Raw genomic sequence first — 20,274 nt, 5'->3', positions numbered from 1 at the left:
TCGCCTTTCTTTGCTATGACAAGCTGGCATTCTATCCCGACGATAATCTTTCCGGAGGCGCTTTTGCGGCTGAGACCGATCCTGCTTCGCACCATTCTTCTGCTGATGCTGGCGGTGGCCGGCGCGCATTTCAAGGGTGCTGCGGCCTTCGCGCAGGAGCCGCAGGCATCGGCAGCCGCGCAGGCGCCGCTTGCCGACACACCGCTCGACCAGGCGACGAAGGAGATCGACAATGCCAAGGTCCAACTGACGGCACTCCAGGACGGCGTCAAGCAGAATGCCGAGGATGACGATGCCCTGGTCGGCCTTGCGACCAAGGCCGACGAACTTAGCCGCGCCGTCATCACCATATCGGTCAATCTCAGGCCGCGTTTCGACCAGATCAAGAACCGGCTTACCGAGATCGGCGATCCGCCGAAGGACGGGCAGCCGCCGGAGGCCGGGATCGTCACCCAGGAGCGTAACGCGCTCGCCGGTGAGCGCGCGCAGATCAACGCGGTGACGGGCGACGCGGAAAACCTGTCGATCACGGTGACGAAGCTCGTCAACGAGATCACCGAGATGCGCCGACGGTTGTTTGCCGATACGCTGCTCAGGCGTACGGAAATTTCGGTCTCGGTGCTCGACGATGCCGTCAGCGCCTTCGTGCATGAGGCCAGCGAGTTCATGCAAGCCCTGTCGAGCTGGGCCACCTTCGTCTGGAAATTCAAGCGTTTTCCACTTTTTGCCGCGATCTTCCTGTCGCTCGCCTCAGCCCTGATCCTGCTCTCCGGCAGCTACCGGCTGTTTGGCTCGTATCTGCGCCGCGACGAAGCTGTCGAAAACCCGTCCTATATCGGTCGGCTGTCGATCGCTTTCTGGTCGACGCTGATCCGGACCCTGGCGCTTTCGGTGCTGCTCGTCACCTCGTTCTTCTTTCTCAATAGTTTCAACGTTCTGCGGCCCGACATCGCACCTGTCATCGGGGCCTTGTTCGGAGCGATCGGGCTGGTTTATTTCGTTGGTCGCTTCGTCAACGCCATCTTCGCGCCGAACGAACCACGCTGGCGGCTCGTTCATCTTTCCAATCTCGGCGCGCGCTCGATCGGCTATTGCCTATTGGCGATGGCCGTCGTCAATGCGCTCGATTATCTGTTCGGGACCGTCGGCGAAACGATGGGCTCGCCGCTGGTGCTAACCGTGGTCAGGAGCCTGATTGCCGCGTTGATCATCGGCCTGATCCTGATCTCGGTCTCGTTCGGCAAGCCGATGCTGGCGAAGAATGGCGATCCGGATGCCCCGGGCCGGCATTGGCCGCGCGGCATGGCGATCATCCTGCGCGTCGTCGGCGGCGGCCTCATCCTCACCGCGCTGAGCGGTTATGTGGGGCTGGCGCGCTTCGTCGCCACGCAGCTCATCGTCACCGGCGCGGTCGTCGTCACCATGTATATCGGCCTGCTCTCAGGCAAGGCGATATCCAGGCAGGAAAGCTTTGGCGACACCTTCTTCGCGCGCTTCCTGACGCGCCGCTTCAAACTGGGCCCGGTGGCAATCGACCAGGCCGGTCTGCTCGTCGGCCTTGCGATCTATGCCGTGGCGCTTCTCGTCGGCATCCCGCTGATCCTGCTGCTCTGGGGTTTCCATGTGCAGGACCTGCAGATCCTTGCCTATAGGCTGTTCACCGAGGTCAGGCTCGGCGGCATCAGCATCTCGCTGCTCGGCATCTGCACCGGCATCCTGCTGTTTGCCGGCGTCTACCTGCTGACGCGCTGGCTGCAGCGCTGGCTCGACGGCAATGTGATGGCGCGAAGCCATGTCGATCTCGGCGTGCGCAATTCGGTCAAAACGGGCATCGGCTATCTGGGCGTCGGTATCGCGGCGATCATCGGCGTTTCCGCCGCCGGCATCGATCTCTCGAGCTTTGCGCTTGTCGCGTCGGCACTTTCGGTCGGCATCGGTTTCGGCCTGCAGAACATCGTTTCCAACTTCGTCTCCGGCCTGATCCTGCTCGTCGAGCGGCCGTTCAAGGTCGGCGATCATGTCGTTTCCGGCACCGCCGAGGGCATCGTCAAACGTATTTCGGTGCGCGCCACCGAGATCGAGACTTTCCGCAAGCAGTCGATCATCGTACCGAATTCGGAGCTGATCAACGGCCTGGTCGGCAACTGGACGCATCGCAACAGGATCGGCCGATCGGAAATTCCGGTTTCCGTCAGCTACAACGCCGATCCGCAGCAGGTGATGGATATCCTGCTCGAGCTGACGGCCAAGATACCGCTCGTCATGCGCAATCCCGAGCCGCATGTCGAATTCCTGCGCTTCGGCCCTTATTCCCTGGATTTCGAGCTGCGCTTCTTCCTCGCCGACATGGGCGACGGCATGACGGTGCGCAACAATCTCAGGATGGAGATCCTCCGGCGCTTCAAGGCCGAGGGCATCGAGATCCCGCTGCCGCAGAGCGATCTCACCATCCATCGCGATGCCGCGCCGGTCCTTGCCAATGCCGTCAAGGAGCAGACGGACGGCCAGGACGATCCAAAGAACAAGCCCATCGAGGACGAGGAGCGGCCGGTGCGGCAGTTGCGCGGGCGGACGGCGGATGGCAGCCTGAAGAGCTGAACGGCTCATTCAGCCATCATTCACAGGTCTATGTGCATGATCTCCACCATCGGGATTGCTGCCGCGGGCAGCACCGATCGTTCGAGGGGAGGGCGCGTCCGCGCCGCCGCACATGATGGCAAGGTTTGCCGCCGTTTTGCTTGTCCCGCTGCTCGCCGCGCCCGCGGCTGAAGCAGCATCCATCACCAACACCGATCCGGCAGCCGTGGTGCTCGTCATCACCGAGAGCGGCCAGCGCGTCGAAGTCGTGGTCGATGCCGGCGCTTCGGAAAACCTCTGCGCTTCCGGCTGCTTCATGACTACGCCCGACGGAGACCGTATCGGGCTCGACGGCGGCGAGACGATCGACATCGTCAAGGGCTCGGCCGTCGTCAAGTAGGTGGGCGGATCAGACGATCCGCTTGCCCCCGGCGTCGAGCACCTTCTCGCCGTCTTCCTTGGCGAGGGCGCCCTTGTGGGTTTCCGGCAGGATTTCCAGAACCAACTCGGAGGGCCGTGACAGGCGCGTGCCGAGCGGTGTCACGACGAACGGCCGGTTGATCAGGATCGGATGCGCGAGCATGGCGTCGAGAAGCTGGTCATCGCTGAGGTCAGGATTATCGAGGCCGAGTTCGGCATAGGGCGTATCCTTCTGGCGAACGGCCTGGCGTACGGTGAGGCCGGAATCGGCGATCATCCGAGACAGTTCCTCCCGCAAGGGCGGAGTCTTGACGTATTCGACGACGGTCGGTTCGATGCCGGCATTGCGGATCATCGCCAGCGTATTGCGCGAGGTGCCGCATGCCGGGTTGTGGTAGATGGTGACGTTCATAGCTTCGCCTCAGAGGATAGGGTTGACGATGTTTCGGCCGGCTGCAGCAGCCAGGTGAAAAGAATGAGCGCAAGGAGCGCGCCGGCGATTTCGGCGAGCCAGAAGCCGGGAAGATCGATCGGGCGGATGCCGGAGAAGGTGTCGGTCAGGGAACGGGCGAGCGCAATGGCCGGATTGGCAAATGAGGTGGAGGCGGTGAACCAGTAGGCGGCGGTGATGTAGAGGCCGACCAGCCATGGCACCGCTTTCTGCTCGAACCGGGTGCCGGCAAGAATGACCGCGACCAGGCCGAAGGTCGCCACACCTTCGGAGAACCATTGCGCGCCGCCGGTGCGGATCTTGCTGGAGAGTTCCACGAGCGGGAGTTCGAACATCAGGTGAGCCGCGATCGTCCCGGCCACGCCGCCGGCAATCTGTGCCAGCACATATCCGGTCAGGTCGCGTTTCGGCAGCGAACGTGACATTGCAAAGACCAGCGAGACGGCGGGATTGAAGTGGGCGCCGGAGATCGGCCCGAGTGTGGTGATCAGCACCACCAGAATGGCGCCGGTCGCGAGCGTATTGCCGAGCAGGGCAAGCCCTGTATCCTGCGTCAGCGACGTCGCCATGATGCCGGAGCCGACGACGGTCGCGACCAGCATGGCGGTGCCGATGGCCTCTGCGACCAGCCGGCGCGGCAGATCGAACGGCGCCATCAATCGGCCGTCACCGGTTTTGCGGTCGTGCCTGTGGTCATTGCAGGTCCTCCTTCATCGCAGGTGCACAACACGCGGCGACGGCAGCAGCCGGCGCACAGATCTCAGGGTTTCCGCCGCAGCAATCTTCCATCAGGAAACGGATCAAGCCGCCAAGCGCCTCGTAATTGGGGGTGTAGATGATTGAGCGGGATTCGCGCTGCTGGGCAATGAGGCCGGCACGTTCCAGCTCCTTCAGATGGAAGGAGACGTTGGACGGCGAGACCTCCGCCTTTTCCGCGATGGCGCCCGCCGCCATGCCGTCCGGACCGGATACAACAAGCATGCGGATGATCTGCAGGCGCGTTTCCTGCGAAAGCGCACTGAAAGCGGCGAGGGCTTGACGTTGATCCATATTTCAATAATCCTTGAATCGTTGAAATGAGGATTAACTGATATGGACACGATCGACAACGGAAAAATCCGAGAGAATGATATCAGTCTCGGCCTCCTGCTGGATATGCTCGCCGACGAAAAGGACGCGCCGCTGGTTTTCTATTCTGACGGTCGGGCGGTGAAATCAGGCTATCATGTCACCGAGGTCAAGGCGGGCCAATTCGCGGGCCTCGATTGCGGCGCCAATCCCGAGGCCTGGACCGAAATCTTCATCCAGCTCTGGGACATCGATGAAGGCGACCGAAAGCACATGCCGGCCGGCAAGTTCTGTTCCATCGTCCGCAAGGTGACGGAGCATGTGCAGCTCGACGGTTCTGCCAAGCTCACCTTCGAAGTCAGCGACGGCGTGCGGCCGATGCAGCTCTATCGCGCAGCGAGGCCGGTTCTCAGTGCTGGTGCCGTCCACGTCATGCTTTTACCGCGGCCGGCAAGCTGCAAGCCGCGCGATCGTTGGCTGGAGGAGGAAAGCAAAACGGACGTCGCCTGCTGCGGCCCCAACACGGTACGGAGCCGCTGCTGCGCCTAGAGAGCTTCACACTTCACCATTGTGCTCGGCAAGGCAGCGGCTCGCCGCGTCAAGCGATTGATGCTTGGGTACCCCACCATCTAAGCACCCGCAGCGCCCGGAGCGTCACCCATCGTGAGGGCCTACCTTGTCCGTCGTCGACTTCGAACCACACACGCCCCGGCGGGCTCCGGTCGAGCGGCCAGCGGCCATCTTCAAGGCGTCGGGTACGAAGGTGGTTGATCGCCTCGCTGAGGCGCGGGTCGGGAGCGGTGTCGGTGAGGATAGCGCTGGCGCGGAAATAGTCGAGCGCACGCAGGATGTCGTAGCGCCAGCGGTTCGGGTGCAGGAACTGCAGGAAATTTTTGTCGGCGGGCTCGCCGGTTCCGAGGCGACGGAAGAGGCTGCGCTCGAGCAGGAATTCCTCGCCCCTTCCGCGCGCTTCGCGGGATCGGGGCGTGCCGCCGGTCGATTTCTCGAATTCCAGCAGCCCTTCCAGGACGTTGATGGTGGTAGCGAAAGACGACCGAACCGAGCCACGGGTTCGCTCGCAGTTCCAGCCGCCGTCGGCGAGGCGCTCGCCGGCCAGCCTGTCGACGATCGGTGAGATGTCGATCCCGAAATAGGCGCCGTCGGCCACGGTGCGGCCGTTGATGCATTCTTCGACTTCGCCTTCCCAATAGGGCTGGCCGCCTTCTTCCCAACGGGCATTGGCGCCGATCAATGCGACGGTGTGCCTGGCCTGCGCGCAGGCGGGATCGAGACCGAATTCCCTGAGTTGCGACAGCGAGAAGGTCGTTGCCATCCATGGCTGGCCGTGCTCATGCCACTCGCGAGGGTCGAAACCGGCGGGCAGGAAGGCGCCGCCCGCCCATTGCCCGTCCTCGTCTCGGCAGGCAAGCAGTCTGGCACCCCAGCCCTCCGTCTCCACCCTGGCCCGCTCGGCCATCCACTTCCGATCCGGGGCGTCGAGCAGATCGCGCATCACCTGCCATCGGATCGACGGGTCGGAATCGAGAAGCCATTCGATCACCGGGTCGGATTGGGTCATGGGCGAACCTCTCGGCGGGTCGGGTTTGATGGCCCGTTTATAATCGCTTCGGCCGGGCGCTGCCAGCCAATGGGCGCGCGGGAGTGGGCGTCTCACCTCTGCGACCAGTCATCCGCCGCCGTCCTTCGAGGCCCCCACAGGGCACCTCGGGATGAGGGCTGTTCGGTGTGCCGTATGGCTGGAGAGTTGATCGGCGTGCCGAGCGACTGTGGCGACGGGAGCCCGTTCGATACCGAGAATGCGGCGCTTCGCGACTACTTTCTTAATCATATTTGCAAGAAAACGGAGGCGGCCCCATCGGGCTGCTTCTTCGTTTTATATCCAGCCGTGCTGATTAAGAATTATTCAAATTAATTGATGTACCAATTTGATCCGGGGACAGAATTTACATCAAAGGTTTGCTATGGCGTTTCTAGGTATTTCGGGGATGCAATATTCCGGGGAAATGTTTGCTGGCGCGCGTATTATTGTCGCGGAAGATTCCAACGTATTCACCTCGATGATCAGCAAACGCCTCAAGGAGCTGTTCGACATCGACGTCGAGATCTGCCGCAGCTTCGAGGAGTTGCAGGTTTCCTATGACAAGTCTTCAGATCCGATCACGCTGGCAATCTCGAACATCAACCTGCCCGGCGCCGAAAACGGCGAAGCGCTCGAATATCTGGTCGATCTTTCCATCCCGACCATCGTGTTTACCGGCACCTTCCATGAAAGCATGCGCGACAAGCTGATGGCCAAGGATATCGTCGACTATATCCTCAAGGACAATATCTTCGCCGTCGACCTTCTGGCGGAATCGATCTGCCGGTTCCTGACCAATCATCGTCACCACGTGCTGATCGTCGACGATAGCGCGACGGCCCGCGCGCTGCTGTCGAGCCGGTTGAAGCGGTATAATTTCCGTGTCAGCGTCGCCGAGAACGGCGGCAAGGCGCTGGAGATCCTGAAGGCCAACCGCGATATCGGCCTGATGATCACCGACTACAATATGCCCGACATTGACGGCTTCGAGCTGACGCGGCGTATCCGCTCCAGTATCGGCTCGCACGAGCTGCGCATCATCGGCGTTTCCTCCTCGTCGAACCGGCTGCTTTCGGCGCGTTTCCTGAAGGCCGGCGGCAATGATTTCATGCTGCGTCCCTTCATCGACGAGGAGTTCTACTGCCGCGTCAACCAGAACCTCGATACGCTGCTGCAAATCCAGTCGATGCGCAGGGAGCGGGCGGTTGCCTGAAGGCCCTTCCAGTATCATCGCCATAGGGGCGGAGATGACGGAAACAGGCCGTCGTCGAATTTCTGCAATTACAAGTAACGCCGCGATTTGCCCCCTTCACGCGCGCAGCCCTCTCGGTTATCGTCCGCCCCGCCGGGGAAAGGGCCGAGTCGAGGCCATCGGACGCATGGGGGAGTAGCGGCTGTGGCTTTTCAAGCGGATTTTCAGCGAGATGGCATCGGGCTGCGCTCCGGCGGGCTCAAAATACTTCTGGTTGAAGATTCCCGGATGTTTTCCGCCGTGCTTTGCCATCGGTTCCAGACCGAGCTTGGCCTTGCGGTCAAATCCTGCCCGTCGCTGAAGGCTCTTCGCAAAGAACTTGCCGAGGACGGTCACGGCTACACCATGGCCGTGGTCGACCTCAACCTGCCGGATTCGCCCTATGGCGAAGCGCTCGACTGTACGATCGAGCACGATATCCCGGCGATCGTCTTCACCGCGACATTCGATGTCAATACGCGCAACAGGATCATGGAGCGCAATGTCATCGATTACGTGCTGAAGGACAATGAATTCGCGCTCGACAATCTCGTTGCCACCGTCCGACGGGCGATCTCCAACCGCAAGACGCGGGTGCTCGTCGTCGATGATGTCGTCTCGGTGCGCCAGGTGTTGGTTGACCTCCTGAAGGCGCAGCAATATCTCGTCGTCGAGGCAAATTCGGGGCTCGAGGCGCTGGCCGCACTTGAGGCCTACAGCGATATCGAACTGGTCGTCACCGACCACCACATGCCCGATATGAGCGGCTACGAGTTGACGCGGCGTATCCGCCATCGCTTCGGTTCGGACAGGCTGCGCGTCATCGGCGTTTCCTCCTCCAACGACCGCATGCTTTCGGCGAGTTTCCTCAAAGCCGGCGCCAGCGATTTCGTCTACCGGCCCTTCGTCGCCGAAGAACTGCAATGCCGCATCGCCAACAATGCCGAAACGCTGGCGCAGATGCGGCAACTCAGGGCGGCGGCGGCCTGCGATTACCTGACCGGCCTCTATAACCGCCGCTATTTCTACGACAATGGCCCGAAGCTGGTGAACGAGTGCCTGCGGCTGAAAGTGCCGAGTTCGGTGGCGATTCTCGATATCGACCATTTCAAACGACTGAACGACACCTATGGCCACGAGATCGGCGACAAGGTGCTGAAGGCTGTCGCAAACAGGTTGTTCACGATCTTCGAAGGCAGCGACAATCTTCTCTCGCGGCTTGGCGGGGAAGAATTCGCCATCCTCTTCCCACAGATGGATTCCCTTGCGGCGACCAAGCTCTGCGACGAGATCCGCTCGGATATTTCTCGGTTGAAGGTCACGGCAGACGACGAGGAACTCGGTGTCACGATTTCGATCGGCATCGCCGAGATCGGCGGCTACGAGACCTTCGAGAATTATCTCAACGCCGCCGACCAATTCCTCTACATGGCCAAACACCGGGGCCGCAACCAGGTCTATTCGGACGCCAAGATGACGGAAGAGGCGGCGCAGTAGAGCCATCCTGGGCGAGCCGCCGCCGTTTCATTTCAGGCGGCAGTCTCTGTTTTTTCAAACTCTCAGGCCGCGACCGGCTGCTGGCGCGCGGTCGCCATGGTCATCTTGCGCTCGGCACGCTCCTGTTGCGGTGAGCGATGGTAGAGTTCGCGATAACACTTGGAGAAATGCGAAGCCGAGACGAAGCCGCAGGCGACGGCAACCTCGACCACAGGCATCGAGGATTGCACCAGCAGGTGGCGGGCGCGGTCGAGGCGGATTTCCAGATAGTAGCGGGCCGGAGAGCGGCCCATCTCCTGGCGGAACAGCCGCTCGATCTGGCGGCGTGAGAGGCCGGCGCCATCGGCGATCTCGATCAGCGATAGCGGCTCGGCCAGATTGCCTTCCATCAGTTCGATGATCGACAGCACCTTGGCGTTCTGCACGCCGAGACGGGCGCGCAGCGGCAGGCGCTGGCGGTCATGCGGATTGCGCACGCGATCGGTCAGGTGCTGCTCGCAGATGCGGTTGACGAGGCTCTCGCCGAAATCCTCACCGACGAGGTTGAGCATCATGTCGAGCGAGGCGGTGCCGCCGGCGCAGGTATAGAGATTGCCGTCGATCTCGTAGAGATCGGCATAGACCTCGGCCTGCGGGAAGGCTTCCGAAAAGCCCGGCAGATTTTCCCAGTGGATGGCACAGCGCTTGCCGTTCAGCAGGCCGGCCTGGGCCAGCACATGCGCGCCCGTACAGAGGCTGCCGACGGCAACGCCGCGATTATAGCATTCGCGCAGCCATGCATTGACCGACTTGTTGTTGAACTGCTCGACATCGATGCCGGAACAGACGAGCACCATGCCCGGCCGGTTTTCGCCGCCGAGATGGCGGCGCTCCTCGGCCAGCGAGGAATTCGCCTCGACGCCGATGCCGCAGGAGGAATAGACCTTCTCCCCGTCGAGGGAGGCGAGCCGCCAGGTATAGGCCTGATAGCCGAGCATGCGATTGGCGATGCGTAAGGTGTCCACGGCCGCCGAAAAGGGCAGCATGGTGAATTGCGGTACCATAAAGAAGACCAGCGAACGCTTCTTGATCTGCATCCTGTTCATAGCGAAATCCATGCTCGAGGGGCGATGACACATTCGTTGCGCGGATTGCGTCGCGCCGATGTCCTGAAAGCGACACTGGCATGGAAAAATGCGGCCGGGAAGAGCAAATATGCGACATCGCCTGAGATCTAGCCGGTCAAACCCCCGGAAGGGGCGTGGGAAGGGCAACGAACAGGCTGATAGGCATCTGAAATTCAAGATCGAAAACGGCCTGGGAATGGACGGTCAGCCCATGAGAAAGGCGGCGTTGCAGTAGGCAGACGCCGCCTCATCTTGGGAGAAATGTCGCATTCATTACACGGTCCGGTGTTTGTTGTCGTCCGTGCTCGGCCAGCCGATGTCCTTGCGGATGTCGAAGGGCATGGCTTCGATTTCGCGAGCCGTCTGCCAGCGCGTCCAAGCGAGCACAAGCCTGCGGGCATAATGTGCCAGATCGAAGCGGCCTTCGCCGGAGGTGAGGGTCTTGCCAGCACCCCGATAGATGAGCGTGGTCATGTCCAGATCCTTTCTTGGGTCAGGGGCATGGTCTCGATGGGAGGTTTCGTCCATGTCCGTAATCACAATATGGGCTCCCGGAACTCATCATTCAAACGAATAGAGTTTATGGATAACATCAGAGATATTGAACGATCGCCGTGCGCCCGCCGATCGGAAGAGCTGACCGCTGCGGGGTTGCAAAATGCCAAATCGGGGCACGGCGAGATGACTCGGAACCAAGTCCGCTCCACGTCGTTGCCGCTTCGTACCTGACAATGATGCAAAGGAGGAAACCATGATTTCCGCAGATCAGATCCGTGAACATATGGAAGTGCGGGCTGCCGATGGCACCCATATGGGGACAGTCGATCATCTCGACGGACCCACGCGCATCAAGCTGGCGAAGACCGGCTCGGAGGACGGCAAGCACCACCTGATCCCGATCGACTGGGTCGATCACGTCGATGCGCATGTTCATCTGTCAAAGAACGCCAGGGATGTTCGCACCCAGTGGGCCACTATTAACTGACGGGCGGTCGGCTGCGGCTTTTGCCGCAGCCTCCTCGCCGTAAGGAGCCTCGCATGTCCAAGCAATTGAGGAAGGGCGACGACGTGAGCTGGGACACCAGCCAGGGAAAGACCGAGGGCAGGGTGGTCAAAAAGCAGATCAGCCAGACGAAGATCAAGGGCCACAAGGTGAAGGCGTCGGCGGCGGAACCCCAGTATATCGTGGAAAGCGACAAATCGGGAAAGCGGGCCGCACACAAGCCCGATGAACTCAGGAAGCTTTGAGGCCAACTCGGCGCCTCATCACAAGCATAAGGAGATCGATATGCCAGCCAAGTCCAAGGCCCAGCAGAAGGCGGCGGGCGCCGCACTGTCGGCCAAACGTGGCGAGACGCCCAAGAAAGAGCTCAAGGGCGCCTCCAAGCAGATGGTCGAGTCCATGAGCGAAAAACAGCTCGAGGAATTTGCATCCACCAAAAGAAAGGGCAAACCGGAGCACGCCCCCAAATAGGCAGGGCGCCGCGATGGCGGGGCGTCCGGCTTATGTCGTGGGCATCGAGAAATTCGCGACCTCGTGCGCCTCGGAGACGGCGAAGAGGATTGCGCGTGCGGATGCGTCCGGATCTTTCGCCAGCCAGCGCAATTCGAACGTCACCCCGGTGCGGCCATCTTCGGCCTGTCCCAACGAGACAAACGATGCGCTGCATTCAAGAGGTCCCAGCACATCCGAAAGGTCGGGAATATCAGAACTCGAGCCATAGACGACGAGCGTCGCCTTGCGTTCGCAGCGCAGCCAGGTGTCCAGGCGTTTCAGCGGCGACAGCACGATGACGGCGATGACGGTTGCGACGGTCCCGGTGACGATCTGGCCGCCGCCGAAGCAGAGGCCGACCACGGTCATGAACCACAGGGTCGCCGCCGTGGTGACGCCAGTCATCATGTCGCCGCGCCTGAGGATCGCTCCGCCGCCGATGAAGCCGACGCCGGTCAGGACGCCGAGGGGAAAGCGCAGCACGTCCATCTGGGTGAAAAAACTCAGTGTTTTCCCGTAGGTCGATAGAAGCAGGTTCGCCTGGACCATCGCAACGCAGGCGGCAAGCGCCACCAGGATCGTCGTCCGGAAGCCCGCGGCATGGCCGCCGCGCTCGCGGTCGAGGCCGATGAGGCCGCCGGCGATCACCGTCAGCGCGATGCGCGCGGCGATGTCCCACCAGCTCGGTGTCAGCGGCATGGCGTCGGTCAGGAACGAAGGCATGTTTCGCTCCGGGTTATATCGCGGGCTTTCCGCTGTTCGCCGGGCATTGATCCTCCTCGGCCATGATGCGTCACGGGTCTAAACGCCATGCGGCGCGGGACGTTCCGCGTTGCCGATGAGCCAAGATTGGCGGTTCGTCTGCGGCGGGTGTATGTATGTTTTGGATGGGGAGAACCTCCCCGTCAGCTATAAGCGCACCGCGCCCAAAACGGAGTATAGAATTGGCCGTCGCATTCACCAAGGAAGAGAGTTTCGAAACCGCTTCGGAAACCCTGCTGCCCGATCGTCCGGTTTCGCCGCATCTGAACCTGGTGACGGAGGCAGGGTTGAAGGCTCTGGAACTACTGTTCCAGCAGGCTCGCCTGGCCTATGATGCCGCGAGTGTCATCGAAGACGTGAACGAACGACGGCGGCAGGCGGCGGGACCGTTGCGCGACCTGCGCTATCTCGCGGCGAGGCTCCGCAACGCCCAGCTCATGCCTGACCCTGCGTCAACCGACACTGTCGCCTTCGGCAGCACGGTGACTTTCAGCCGCGACGACGGGCGCGTGCAGACCTATCGGATCGTCGGCGAGGACGAAGCCGATCCCAAGGCCGGATCGATTTCTTATGTGTCGCCGGTGGCGCGGTTGCTGATGGGCAAGGCTGTCGGCGATGTGGTGGAGACAGGTAGCCATGAGCTGCAGATCATCGCTATCGCGTAGGGCGGGATACTCAAAGCGGCGCCGAGTTTGACGATGCGCAATAATTGTTATGAAAAATGGTACTTCATAGTACTTTATTTATCATTCGCGGCCTAGAAAGATGACATCGAATATCGAAGGTCATCCGCATGGTCAGCGCAATTTCCAGTTCCGCATCCACCCTTTTGAGTTCAACCGCTTCAACCTCGTCGTCCAGTTCGTCGGACCAGCTTGCCTCTCTCGAGGCGCAGCTTGCCGAAAAGCAGGCAGCCCTGTCGCAAACGCAGGACGAGAAAGAGAAGGCCACAATCGAAAAATCCATCGAGACGCTGGAAGCAAAGATTGCCAAGCTCGAAGCGTCCGAGAGCAGCAAGACCGAGGCGTCCGCCGCATCGAAGCCCGCTACCGAGGCTCCGCAGGATCTCTCCGGCGAGAGCGAGCGTATCGGCACGAAGAATTTTGACGACACCAGCGAATTCGGCAGCCGCACGGCGTACGTGTGACAGCGCCTGTTTTGAGCCGCTGCTGTTCTGAGCAACGCGTTCAGAGATTGCGCTTGGCCACCGTGATGACCTCGCGCGTCAGCTTCGCCAGGCGATCGGCGGCGAGGCGGTTTATCTGCCAGTATAGTGGGACATCGAGTGGGGTGTCGGGAACCAATTCGACCAGCCGTCCCGATGCGAGATGTTCGCGGGTGAGCTGGGTCGGGTTCATTCCCCATCCCATGCCCGAAAGGCTCGCCTCGACGAAACTCTGCGTCGACGGCAGCCAATGGGTGGGATAATCGAGATCGCGTCCGAACTTGCTGCTTACCCAGCTGCTCTGCAACCTGTCCTTCTGATTGAAGGTGAGCGCCGGGGCATTGCGGATTGCCTCGGCGGTTACGCCGCCCGGAAAGTGGCGTGCCACGAAGTCGGGGGTTGCCGTAGCGTGGTAGCGCAGAATGCCGAGTGCAAATCGCCGGCATCCGCGGACCGGCTTCTCAAGGCTGGTGACGGCTGCGATCACCCGTCCGCGCTGCAACCATTCGGCGGTGTGGTCCTGGTCGTCGACGGCGATATTCAAGAGGTAGGAAGAACTCTTGGCGAAGTTCGACATGGCCTCCACGAACCATGTCCCAAGGCTGTCGGCATTGGTCGCGATCTGGAGCGTCACCCTTTGGCGTGGTTCGTCGGGATCGACGAGAGCCGGCAGTTGCCCGAAGAGTTCGGCTTCGAGCATGCCGACATTCTCCATATGGCGGCAGAGCCATTCTCCCTTTTCGGTTGCCGTGCACGGCGTGCCTCTGACGATGAGGACGGTACCGAGACGCTCCTCGATCTGCTTTACGCGCTGCGAAACGGCCGAGGGAGTGACGTTCAGCACGGTCGCAGCCCTATCGAAGCTGCCTGTCTGGACAACAGTTGCGACGGCGCGCAGGGCGGGGTAATCGAGCATGATTAAGTTTCGCTTAATTGAGATAAGCCAGATTAATTAGCCTAATTCTCTTCACGGCGATACGGCAACCCTTACCGAAGCAGGGGCGTTCGCCGAAGCGATGAATTTTTCGATCTATGTCACCGGCCTGATGATGGGCCTCAGCCTCATTGTCGCAATCGGCGCGCAGAACGCTTTTATTCTGCGCCAAGGCCTGCGCAACGAACATGTCTTTTCCGTCTGTTTCGCATGCGCGTTTTCGGATGCAGCGTTGATCGTGCTTGGCGTGACCAGCCTGCAGCAAATCGCCAGGTTTATGCCCTGGCTCGATCCGGTCATGCGCTATGGAGGAGCCGCGTTTCTGGCCTGGTATGGAGCGAAGAGCCTCTATTCCGCCTTTCGCTCGTCCGCCAGCCTCGCGGAAGCAGAAGCGAGACCATCGAGCTTTCGCCAGACGCTCATGACCTGCCTTGCACTGACCTGGCTCAACCCGCATGTCTATCTCGATACGGTCGTGCTGCTCGGCACGATATCGACACGCTACCCGGGACAGCAGGCTTCGTTTGCTGCGGGGGCGGTGACGGGTTCCTTTCTGTTTTTCTTTTCGCTCGGATACGGCGCCACGTGGCTGCGACCGATCTTCTCGAAGCCCTCATCCTGGCGCATGCTGGAAACGCTCGTCGCATTCACCATGTGGATCATCGCGTTCAAGCTGTTGGGCGGGATGTGATGGCCGTTCGACCGGCGAGATGGAAATGTGCTGGATCCGGCGGTAAACGGGTCGGTCAGGGGGCGCGGACGATCACAACGGCGCGCAAGCTTTTTGATGGACGGATGTTTCCTGATGGGCGCACATGGTGAGGCACGCCGAGCTTACAATCTTCAGCAGCGGTTCGGCTAGCAGAGGCGGCGACCGTCAACTCTATCTTGGGCTGACAATCGGCCAGCAGATGCGACGGAAAACGCCTTAGCTGCCGGAGTGCATGCTCATGGTTCACATCCCTGCGCCTCTGCGACTTGAACGCGGAAAGGGCCTGTACGATATTCCAGATGCTCATGTTCGACATGTCGGGGCCTCCTTTTGCTGCATCGGCTGCTGACCCCTCGAAATATGGCGAGCGATTGACATTCAATCAAACAAAATGATATGCGGTTATAAATCAGAAAAATTGAAAGATGCGACGATGAGTCTTCCCTTTCGCCGTCCCATTCCGCTGCTTGACAACGACGTGTTGCGTACCTTCGTTGCCATTGCCGAGACTGGCAATTTTTCGACCGCCGCGGAGGCGGTCTTTCGCACGCCGTCAGCGGTGTCGATGCAGATCAAGAAGCTCGAGGAACAACTGGGCGCGACGCTGTTTTTGCGCGATGCCCGCTCGGTGTCGCTGACGCGCCACGGCGAGATGCTGTTGTCCTACGCCCGCAACATCCTGGCGCTGTCGAACGAGGCAGTGTCGCGCTTCATCATGCCGGAGCTCAGCGGCGTCGTCAGGCTCGGCGCACCGGAGGATATCGGCGAGCGGCTGCTGCCGAGCATCCTGAAGAGTTTCGCGGAGAGCTATCCCGGCATCATGGTCGACGTAACGATCGACATGAGCATGGGATTGAAGAAGCGCATGGAGGAACAGCGGCTCGACCTGGCCTTGATCAACTGTGCGACGCGGCCGTTCCCGACAGGCGGCGAGGTGGTGTTTCGCGAGCGGCTGGTCTGGGCCGGCGCCAAGTGCGGTTCGGCGCATCGGCGCGATCCCCTGCCGATCTCGATCTGGGAGGATGGCTGCATCTGGCGCCAGGAGGCTCTCTCCCAGCTCGAACGCAACAAGCGGCACTATCGCGTCGCCTATCTCAGCGGCCACACCATGGCGCAGCGCGCCGCCGTGCTCTCCGATCTCGCCATTGCGCCGCTGCCGCTGTCCTATGTCAATGAGGACATGGCGATCCTCGGCCCGCAGGAAGGCCTGCCGGAACTCGGCGCCTTCGATATCCGCCTGCTGACCGCCTCGCAGGTGTCCGGGCCGATCGAGACAGTGGCCGACAGCATTCGCGGCGCCTTTGCCGAGAGAGCGAAGGCGGTCGCCGCCTGATGATCTCTTTCAGGCGTTGAACCTTTTGTCCCCTTGTGCGTTATCGGCGCGAACGGCATAAGTCCCGTTCGGGGTTGATTTCAAACAAGGATATTCGAAATGACGACAACGGCCAAAATCGCCGCAGCCTTGATGGTACTTCTTGCGCTTTCCTCCTGCGGCAACACGATCCGCGGCATAGGAAAAGATACGGCCAACACCGTAAATGCAACGCAGGATGCGGGCCGCTCGGTTGACCGTGCTGCAAAGAAGTAAAGACCGTTCACATTCCTCCGGGGATGCCGGATAAAGCTTTCCTGGACAGAATCAATTATCGACTGGGCCGGATCAAGTATTGACCGGGGGATAAGCCTTTTCCAGCCCGCCGGATCGGTCAAGACCGGTCCGGAAGGCCTGGTAGGCAGGATGCTGGCTGGAGCGGGCGGTTTCCATCACCCGGATCTGAAGCCGATCCGGCGCATGTGCTCCGAGCCATATTCCGAGATTTTCGAGTTTTAGCGAGTTCAGGAACCGCGACCCTGCTGCGATGTCGAGATGGCGGCGCAGGCCGTCGAGCAGGTTGTCGTCCTGAGCGACATTTTCCATGAGCAGCGTCAGATATGATTTGTCCGTCTCCGACAGCGCGGCAAGCTTTTCCGCAACGGTATCGCGGTCGGGAAAGGGAACGTTGCCTGTCATCGAATCGTCCATGCTTGATCGTATTTTTGGCGTTATAAACTCGCCTTGACCTTCTCGGCTACATCGGCGGGCACCCATTTCATCCAGAGGCCCTCGTAATTGCGAAGGAAATGGATCGCGGCATCCTCGTTGCTTTCGTGGTTTTCGTCTTGCCAGGCAAGCACCTGGTTGATCGTCTGATTGTCCCATTTGCGGGTTTTGAGATAGGTGGTGACAGGTCCCGCGCGACTGGCGAAAGACCTGGTCATCAATGTGAAGGCGCGCGAGACCGGATAGGAATTAAGCTGGGGCCTGAGGCAGCCGGAAACCGCCGTACAGCGGTCCCACTCGGTCTTGTTATGACCGACGCCGAAGCTCAGGCGCGTCATCTCGTATTTGCCGAGGATTGCGGTCGGCGCCCAATAATAACCGAGCCAGCCGATCTTATTGTCGAAGGCGCGGGCGATCGAGGCGTCGAGCCGTTCGGCGCTGCCGGTTTCGACGAGTTCGAAGCCCTTTTTGTCCGCGGCAAGCGCCTTGAACAGGTTGGTGGTTGATATCTGACAACTCCAATCGGCTGGGCAATTGTAAATAGCGCCCTTCGAGGCATCGTCCTCGGCGGGGAAGAGCTCGGGATGTCTCAGCGCATCTTCGACCGAACGGATGTCGGGATTGGCGTCGGCGATGAATTTCGGGATCCACCAGCCCTCGACGGCTCCGTCGGCCAGGATCTCGGCTCCCTGCACCAGCCGGCCGGAGTTGACGGCCTGATCGAGCAAGGCCCTGACGGAATTGATCCAGTACTCCGAGGCGATGTCGGGAGTGCCTTTCTCATTCATCGAGGCGAAGGTCGGCAGGGTGTCGCCGTCGACGATGGTGACGGCGCAACCGTAGCCCTTTTCCAGGATGATCTTGTCGAAGCTCGCCGCAATACCGGCCGAGGCCCATTTCATCTCAGCGATCGAAACATTGCCGCATTCGGCGGCTTCGGCCGGCGCGACGACAGAAAGAGCCGCGGCAAAGACGGCGGGAATCAGAAACGTCTTCATCGTCATTTCCCCGAATTCTTCTTTACAGCGCCGGCCTTTTCAGACGCGCTAATGACGCTGTGATACCTTGAATCTACGGACGCGCAGCCAGGGTCGGAAATCAGCGACAAATCCTTCTGGCGCCCAAAAGGAAATGACTGACGGGCGATGCCGCGACATACATTTCCGGTTCATGGGTGCCTTCCGTCCTTGCGGCTCCGGCAGCTCATTGCAGGTCATGCTCGAAAATGGCGGTTTTTGGGAAGCCTACGCGTTCGGTCGCAGAAATCAACCATCTTCTGCTGACGGTCGCCGGACTAAATTATTGAATTCGAAGAATTTATCTCAATATCCGGAAAATGGCGCCTTTGAGCGCAGTGCACGCTCTTGGCGATCACCGTCGGGTCTTCTGCAGAAATTTCGACCAGAATGTCAAAAAAGATCAAAATTAACATTTGCGTAAGGCTTCAATAACTCTCCGGTAAGAATGTGCCGTTATCAGTTGGGTCGTGGCGGGAATGACCGCCGCTTCTCCGGTTCAGGTAGTGCGTACCGGAGAAAGCGAGCTTCGCCGTGTAGGGGTGAAGACGCCTGAGTTTTCGGCAAACCGCGCAGAGCCAAGGCCATGCGCGGTTTTCGCGTTTCTGCGGGAAGCTTGACCCGGGCCAAGTCTTACCCTGTGCCAAGTCTTGACCCGGTGTCGCCGGCCATTGTAGGCCTCGCCTCAGCGAAAGGCGGCCACCATGGCAAGAGCGATCATGCTGCAGGGAACCGGCTCGGATGTCGGAAAGACGGTGCTGGTCGCTGGCCTTTGCCGGCTGGCGGCCAATCGCGGGCTTGCCGTCCGGCCGTTCAAGCCGCAGAACATGTCGAACAATGCAGCGGTTGCCGATGACGGCGGCGAGATCGGCCGAGCGCAGTGGCTGCAGGCACTGGCCGCACGCACGCCGTCTTCGGTGCACATGAACCCGGTGCTGCTCAAGCCGCAATCGGAAAACGGCAGCCAGATTATCGTGCAGGGCAGGGTGTTCGGCCAGGCGAAGGCGCGCGACTATCAGCGGCTGAAGCCGCAACTGCTCGGCGCGGTGCTCGAGAGTTTCGAAAAAGTGGCAGCAGATGCCGACCTCGTTATCGTCGAGGGTGCCGGATCGCCGGCCGAGATCAATCTCAGGGTCGCCGATATCGCCAATATGGGCTTTGCGACGCGTGCCGGCGTGCCTGTCGTGCTCGTCGGCGATATCGATCGCGGTGGCGTCATCGCCTCGCTGGTCGGCACGCAGGCGATCCTTGATGAGGGCGACCGAGCGATGGTTGCGGGTTATATCATCAACAAGTTTCGCGGCGACGTTTCGCTGTTTGACGACGGCATCCGCGCCATCGAAGGCTTTACCGGCTGGCCGTGTTTCGGCGTCGTGCCGTGGCTGCCGGGTGCGGCACGCCTGCCGGCCGAAGATTCGGTCGTGCTCGAACGGCTGGCGAAGGGCGGGGCGGGCCGGCTGAAGATCGCCGTGCCGGTGCTGCCCCGTATCGCCAATTTCGACGATCTCGATCCGCTGAGGAGCGAGCCGGATGTCGAGCTGGTCTTCGTGCGACCAGGCGAGCGGCTGCCTGTTGCAAGCCTCATCGTCCTTCCCGGCTCAAAATCGACGATATCTGATCTCGCCGACTTGAGGGCTGAGGGCTGGGACCGCGACCTCCAGGCGCATGTCAGGCGCGGCGGCCGGGTGATCGGCATTTGCGGCGGCTACCAGATGCTTGGTCGGACGGTGCACGATCCACTCGGCATCGAGGGCGGAATGCTCGAGGCGCCGGGGCTTGCGCTTCTCGACGTCGAGACCGAGATGGCGCCTGAAAAAACCGTGCGCAACAGTCATGCCCGCTCGACCGAATACGACGTGCCGCTTGCCGGCTACCAGATCCATCTCGGCATCACCCGCGGCCCGGATGGCACCCGGCCTTCGGCGATCATCGACGGGGCACCCGATGGCGCGCTTTCGGCCGACGGCCGAATCATGGGCACCTACCTGCACGGGCTCTTCGGCAGCGACGCCTACCGCGCCCGGCTGCTGCAGAGCTTCGGGTTATCAGGCGGGCGAAGGAATTACCGCGAGAGCGTCGAGCAGGCGCTCGACGAGATCGCCGGGGAATTGGAACGTCACCTCGATCCGCGCTGGCTGGCCGGACTGCTCGGTTAGGCCGGATGCATCCTTCGTTCTGCTCTTGCCAAATTAGTTGACT

The 20,274-nt window shown here is 60.9% G+C and carries 25 protein-coding genes; 14 read left to right on the top strand and 11 right to left on the bottom strand.

Annotated features, from left to right (window positions below; translation table 11 throughout):
• The first annotated feature begins 63 nt into the window (after positions 1-63).
• Positions 64-2,598: a mechanosensitive ion channel family protein gene (locus J3O30_RS13550; RefSeq protein ID WP_207580831.1), complete on the top strand. Its 2,535-nt coding sequence runs from the start codon at positions 64-66 to the stop codon at positions 2,596-2,598.
• Positions 2,599-2,710: 112 nt separating this feature from the next.
• Positions 2,711-2,977: a hypothetical protein gene (locus tag J3O30_RS13545; RefSeq protein ID WP_017994411.1), complete on the top strand. Its 267-nt coding sequence runs from the start codon at positions 2,711-2,713 to the stop codon at positions 2,975-2,977.
• 9 nt (positions 2,978-2,986) lie between these two features.
• Here J3O30_RS13545 and arsC read toward each other — a convergent pair whose 3' ends face one another.
• From arsC to J3O30_RS13530, 3 genes are read right to left on the bottom strand one after another with little or no spacing between them, the layout of a single operon-like run.
• Complete coding sequence (gene arsC / locus J3O30_RS13540; RefSeq protein WP_207580830.1) at positions 2,987-3,409, bottom strand: arsenate reductase (glutaredoxin); 423 nt, start codon at positions 3,407-3,409, stop codon at positions 2,987-2,989.
• A complete protein-coding gene (locus J3O30_RS13535; protein WP_207580829.1) occupies positions 3,406-4,104 on the bottom strand; it encodes an MIP/aquaporin family protein in 699 nt (232 codons plus the stop codon). The genes arsC and J3O30_RS13535 overlap by 4 nt, the downstream gene beginning before the upstream one ends.
• Before the next feature lie 37 nt (positions 4,105-4,141).
• Complete coding sequence (locus J3O30_RS13530) at positions 4,142-4,498, bottom strand: metalloregulator ArsR/SmtB family transcription factor (RefSeq protein WP_207580828.1); 357 nt, start codon at positions 4,496-4,498, stop codon at positions 4,142-4,144.
• 42 nt (positions 4,499-4,540) lie between these two features.
• On the opposite strand from J3O30_RS13530, the gene J3O30_RS13525 reads away from it, so the two are divergent.
• Entirely contained in the window at positions 4,541-5,065 is a 525-nt protein-coding gene (locus J3O30_RS13525) for a DUF6428 family protein (protein ID WP_207580827.1), read from the top strand.
• A 49-nt stretch (positions 5,066-5,114) separates the two neighbouring features.
• Here J3O30_RS13525 and J3O30_RS13520 read toward each other — a convergent pair whose 3' ends face one another.
• Positions 5,115-6,095, bottom strand: a complete 981-nt coding sequence (locus tag J3O30_RS13520) for a squalene cyclase (protein ID WP_207580826.1) — start codon at positions 6,093-6,095, stop codon at positions 5,115-5,117.
• A gap of 403 nt (positions 6,096-6,498) precedes the next feature.
• Here J3O30_RS13520 and J3O30_RS13515 point away from each other — a divergent pair, with 403 nt between their 5' ends.
• A complete protein-coding gene (locus J3O30_RS13515; RefSeq protein ID WP_037078243.1) occupies positions 6,499-7,329 on the top strand; it encodes a response regulator in 831 nt (276 codons plus the stop codon).
• A 183-nt stretch (positions 7,330-7,512) separates the two neighbouring features.
• Positions 7,513-8,844, top strand: coding sequence for a diguanylate cyclase (locus J3O30_RS13510; protein ID WP_207580825.1), 1,332 nt, complete (start codon positions 7,513-7,515; stop codon positions 8,842-8,844).
• 62 nt (positions 8,845-8,906) lie between these two features.
• On the opposite strand, the gene J3O30_RS13505 is transcribed toward J3O30_RS13510, so the two are convergent.
• Positions 8,907-9,929: a GlxA family transcriptional regulator gene (locus tag J3O30_RS13505; RefSeq protein WP_207580824.1), complete on the bottom strand. Its 1,023-nt coding sequence runs from the start codon at positions 9,927-9,929 to the stop codon at positions 8,907-8,909.
• Between the two features lie 294 nt (positions 9,930-10,223).
• Positions 10,224-10,424, bottom strand: coding sequence for a hypothetical protein (locus tag J3O30_RS13500; RefSeq protein ID WP_207580823.1), 201 nt, complete (start codon positions 10,422-10,424; stop codon positions 10,224-10,226).
• Positions 10,425-10,701: 277 nt separating this feature from the next.
• Between J3O30_RS13500 and J3O30_RS13495 the strand changes: the two genes are divergently transcribed.
• From J3O30_RS13495 to J3O30_RS13485, 3 genes are read left to right on the top strand one after another with little or no spacing between them, the layout of a single operon-like run.
• A complete protein-coding gene (locus J3O30_RS13495) occupies positions 10,702-10,935 on the top strand; it encodes a DUF2171 domain-containing protein (RefSeq protein ID WP_207580822.1) in 234 nt (77 codons plus the stop codon).
• Between the two features lie 53 nt (positions 10,936-10,988).
• The gene (locus J3O30_RS13490; protein WP_207580821.1) at positions 10,989-11,198 is read left to right on the top strand and encodes a DUF2945 domain-containing protein; all 210 of its coding nucleotides are present in this window, start codon (positions 10,989-10,991) and stop codon (positions 11,196-11,198) included.
• Between the two features lie 40 nt (positions 11,199-11,238).
• Positions 11,239-11,424: a DUF3008 family protein gene (locus J3O30_RS13485; RefSeq protein ID WP_207580820.1), complete on the top strand. Its 186-nt coding sequence runs from the start codon at positions 11,239-11,241 to the stop codon at positions 11,422-11,424.
• Between the two features lie 30 nt (positions 11,425-11,454).
• Here J3O30_RS13485 and J3O30_RS13480 read toward each other — a convergent pair whose 3' ends face one another.
• Positions 11,455-12,168: an MgtC/SapB family protein gene (locus J3O30_RS13480; RefSeq protein ID WP_207580819.1), complete on the bottom strand. Its 714-nt coding sequence runs from the start codon at positions 12,166-12,168 to the stop codon at positions 11,455-11,457.
• A gap of 221 nt (positions 12,169-12,389) precedes the next feature.
• Between J3O30_RS13480 and greA the strand changes: the two genes are divergently transcribed.
• Both greA and J3O30_RS13470 read left to right on the top strand, forming a co-directional pair.
• Positions 12,390-12,872 carry a transcription elongation factor GreA gene (gene greA / locus J3O30_RS13475; RefSeq protein ID WP_207580818.1) on the top strand — a complete coding sequence of 161 codons (483 nt, stop codon included), beginning with the start codon at positions 12,390-12,392 and terminating at the stop codon, positions 12,870-12,872.
• A gap of 122 nt (positions 12,873-12,994) precedes the next feature.
• Positions 12,995-13,354 carry a hypothetical protein gene (locus J3O30_RS13470; protein WP_207584327.1) on the top strand — a complete coding sequence of 120 codons (360 nt, stop codon included), beginning with the start codon at positions 12,995-12,997 and terminating at the stop codon, positions 13,352-13,354.
• A gap of 40 nt (positions 13,355-13,394) precedes the next feature.
• On the opposite strand, the gene J3O30_RS13465 is transcribed toward J3O30_RS13470, so the two are convergent.
• Positions 13,395-14,288, bottom strand: a complete 894-nt coding sequence (locus J3O30_RS13465; protein ID WP_207580817.1) for a LysR family transcriptional regulator ArgP — start codon at positions 14,286-14,288, stop codon at positions 13,395-13,397.
• A gap of 100 nt (positions 14,289-14,388) precedes the next feature.
• Between J3O30_RS13465 and J3O30_RS13460 the strand changes: the two genes are divergently transcribed.
• Positions 14,389-14,997, top strand: coding sequence for a LysE/ArgO family amino acid transporter (locus J3O30_RS13460; protein WP_207580816.1), 609 nt, complete (start codon positions 14,389-14,391; stop codon positions 14,995-14,997).
• 55 nt (positions 14,998-15,052) lie between these two features.
• On the opposite strand, the gene J3O30_RS13455 is transcribed toward J3O30_RS13460, so the two are convergent.
• Positions 15,053-15,334 carry a hypothetical protein gene (locus tag J3O30_RS13455; protein ID WP_207584405.1) on the bottom strand — a complete coding sequence of 94 codons (282 nt, stop codon included), beginning with the start codon at positions 15,332-15,334 and terminating at the stop codon, positions 15,053-15,055.
• Positions 15,335-15,409: 75 nt separating this feature from the next.
• On the opposite strand from J3O30_RS13455, the gene J3O30_RS13450 reads away from it, so the two are divergent.
• Both J3O30_RS13450 and J3O30_RS13445 read left to right on the top strand, forming a co-directional pair.
• On the top strand, positions 15,410-16,351 hold the full coding sequence (locus J3O30_RS13450; RefSeq protein WP_207580815.1) for a LysR family transcriptional regulator: 942 nt from the start codon (positions 15,410-15,412) through the stop codon (positions 16,349-16,351).
• A gap of 99 nt (positions 16,352-16,450) precedes the next feature.
• On the top strand, positions 16,451-16,606 hold the full coding sequence (locus tag J3O30_RS13445) for a hypothetical protein (RefSeq protein ID WP_003540537.1): 156 nt from the start codon (positions 16,451-16,453) through the stop codon (positions 16,604-16,606).
• Positions 16,607-16,678: 72 nt separating this feature from the next.
• Here J3O30_RS13445 and J3O30_RS13440 read toward each other — a convergent pair whose 3' ends face one another.
• Together J3O30_RS13440 and J3O30_RS13435 are read right to left on the bottom strand one after the other, a co-directional pair.
• Positions 16,679-17,041: a hypothetical protein gene (locus J3O30_RS13440; protein ID WP_207580814.1), complete on the bottom strand. Its 363-nt coding sequence runs from the start codon at positions 17,039-17,041 to the stop codon at positions 16,679-16,681.
• Between the two features lie 20 nt (positions 17,042-17,061).
• A complete protein-coding gene (locus J3O30_RS13435) occupies positions 17,062-18,063 on the bottom strand; it encodes a glycine betaine ABC transporter substrate-binding protein (RefSeq protein WP_207580813.1) in 1,002 nt (333 codons plus the stop codon).
• 716 nt (positions 18,064-18,779) lie between these two features.
• Between J3O30_RS13435 and J3O30_RS13430 the strand changes: the two genes are divergently transcribed.
• Positions 18,780-20,231, top strand: a complete 1,452-nt coding sequence (locus J3O30_RS13430; protein ID WP_207580812.1) for a cobyric acid synthase — start codon at positions 18,780-18,782, stop codon at positions 20,229-20,231.
• The last annotated feature ends 43 nt before the right edge of the window (positions 20,232-20,274 follow it).

This window comes from Rhizobium sp. NZLR1, from assembly GCF_017357385.1.
Classification (GTDB): Bacteria; Pseudomonadota; Alphaproteobacteria; order Rhizobiales; family Rhizobiaceae; genus Rhizobium.
Note: the sequence above shows the minus strand (reverse complement) of the source record. Positions and strands in the feature narration are given on the sequence as shown.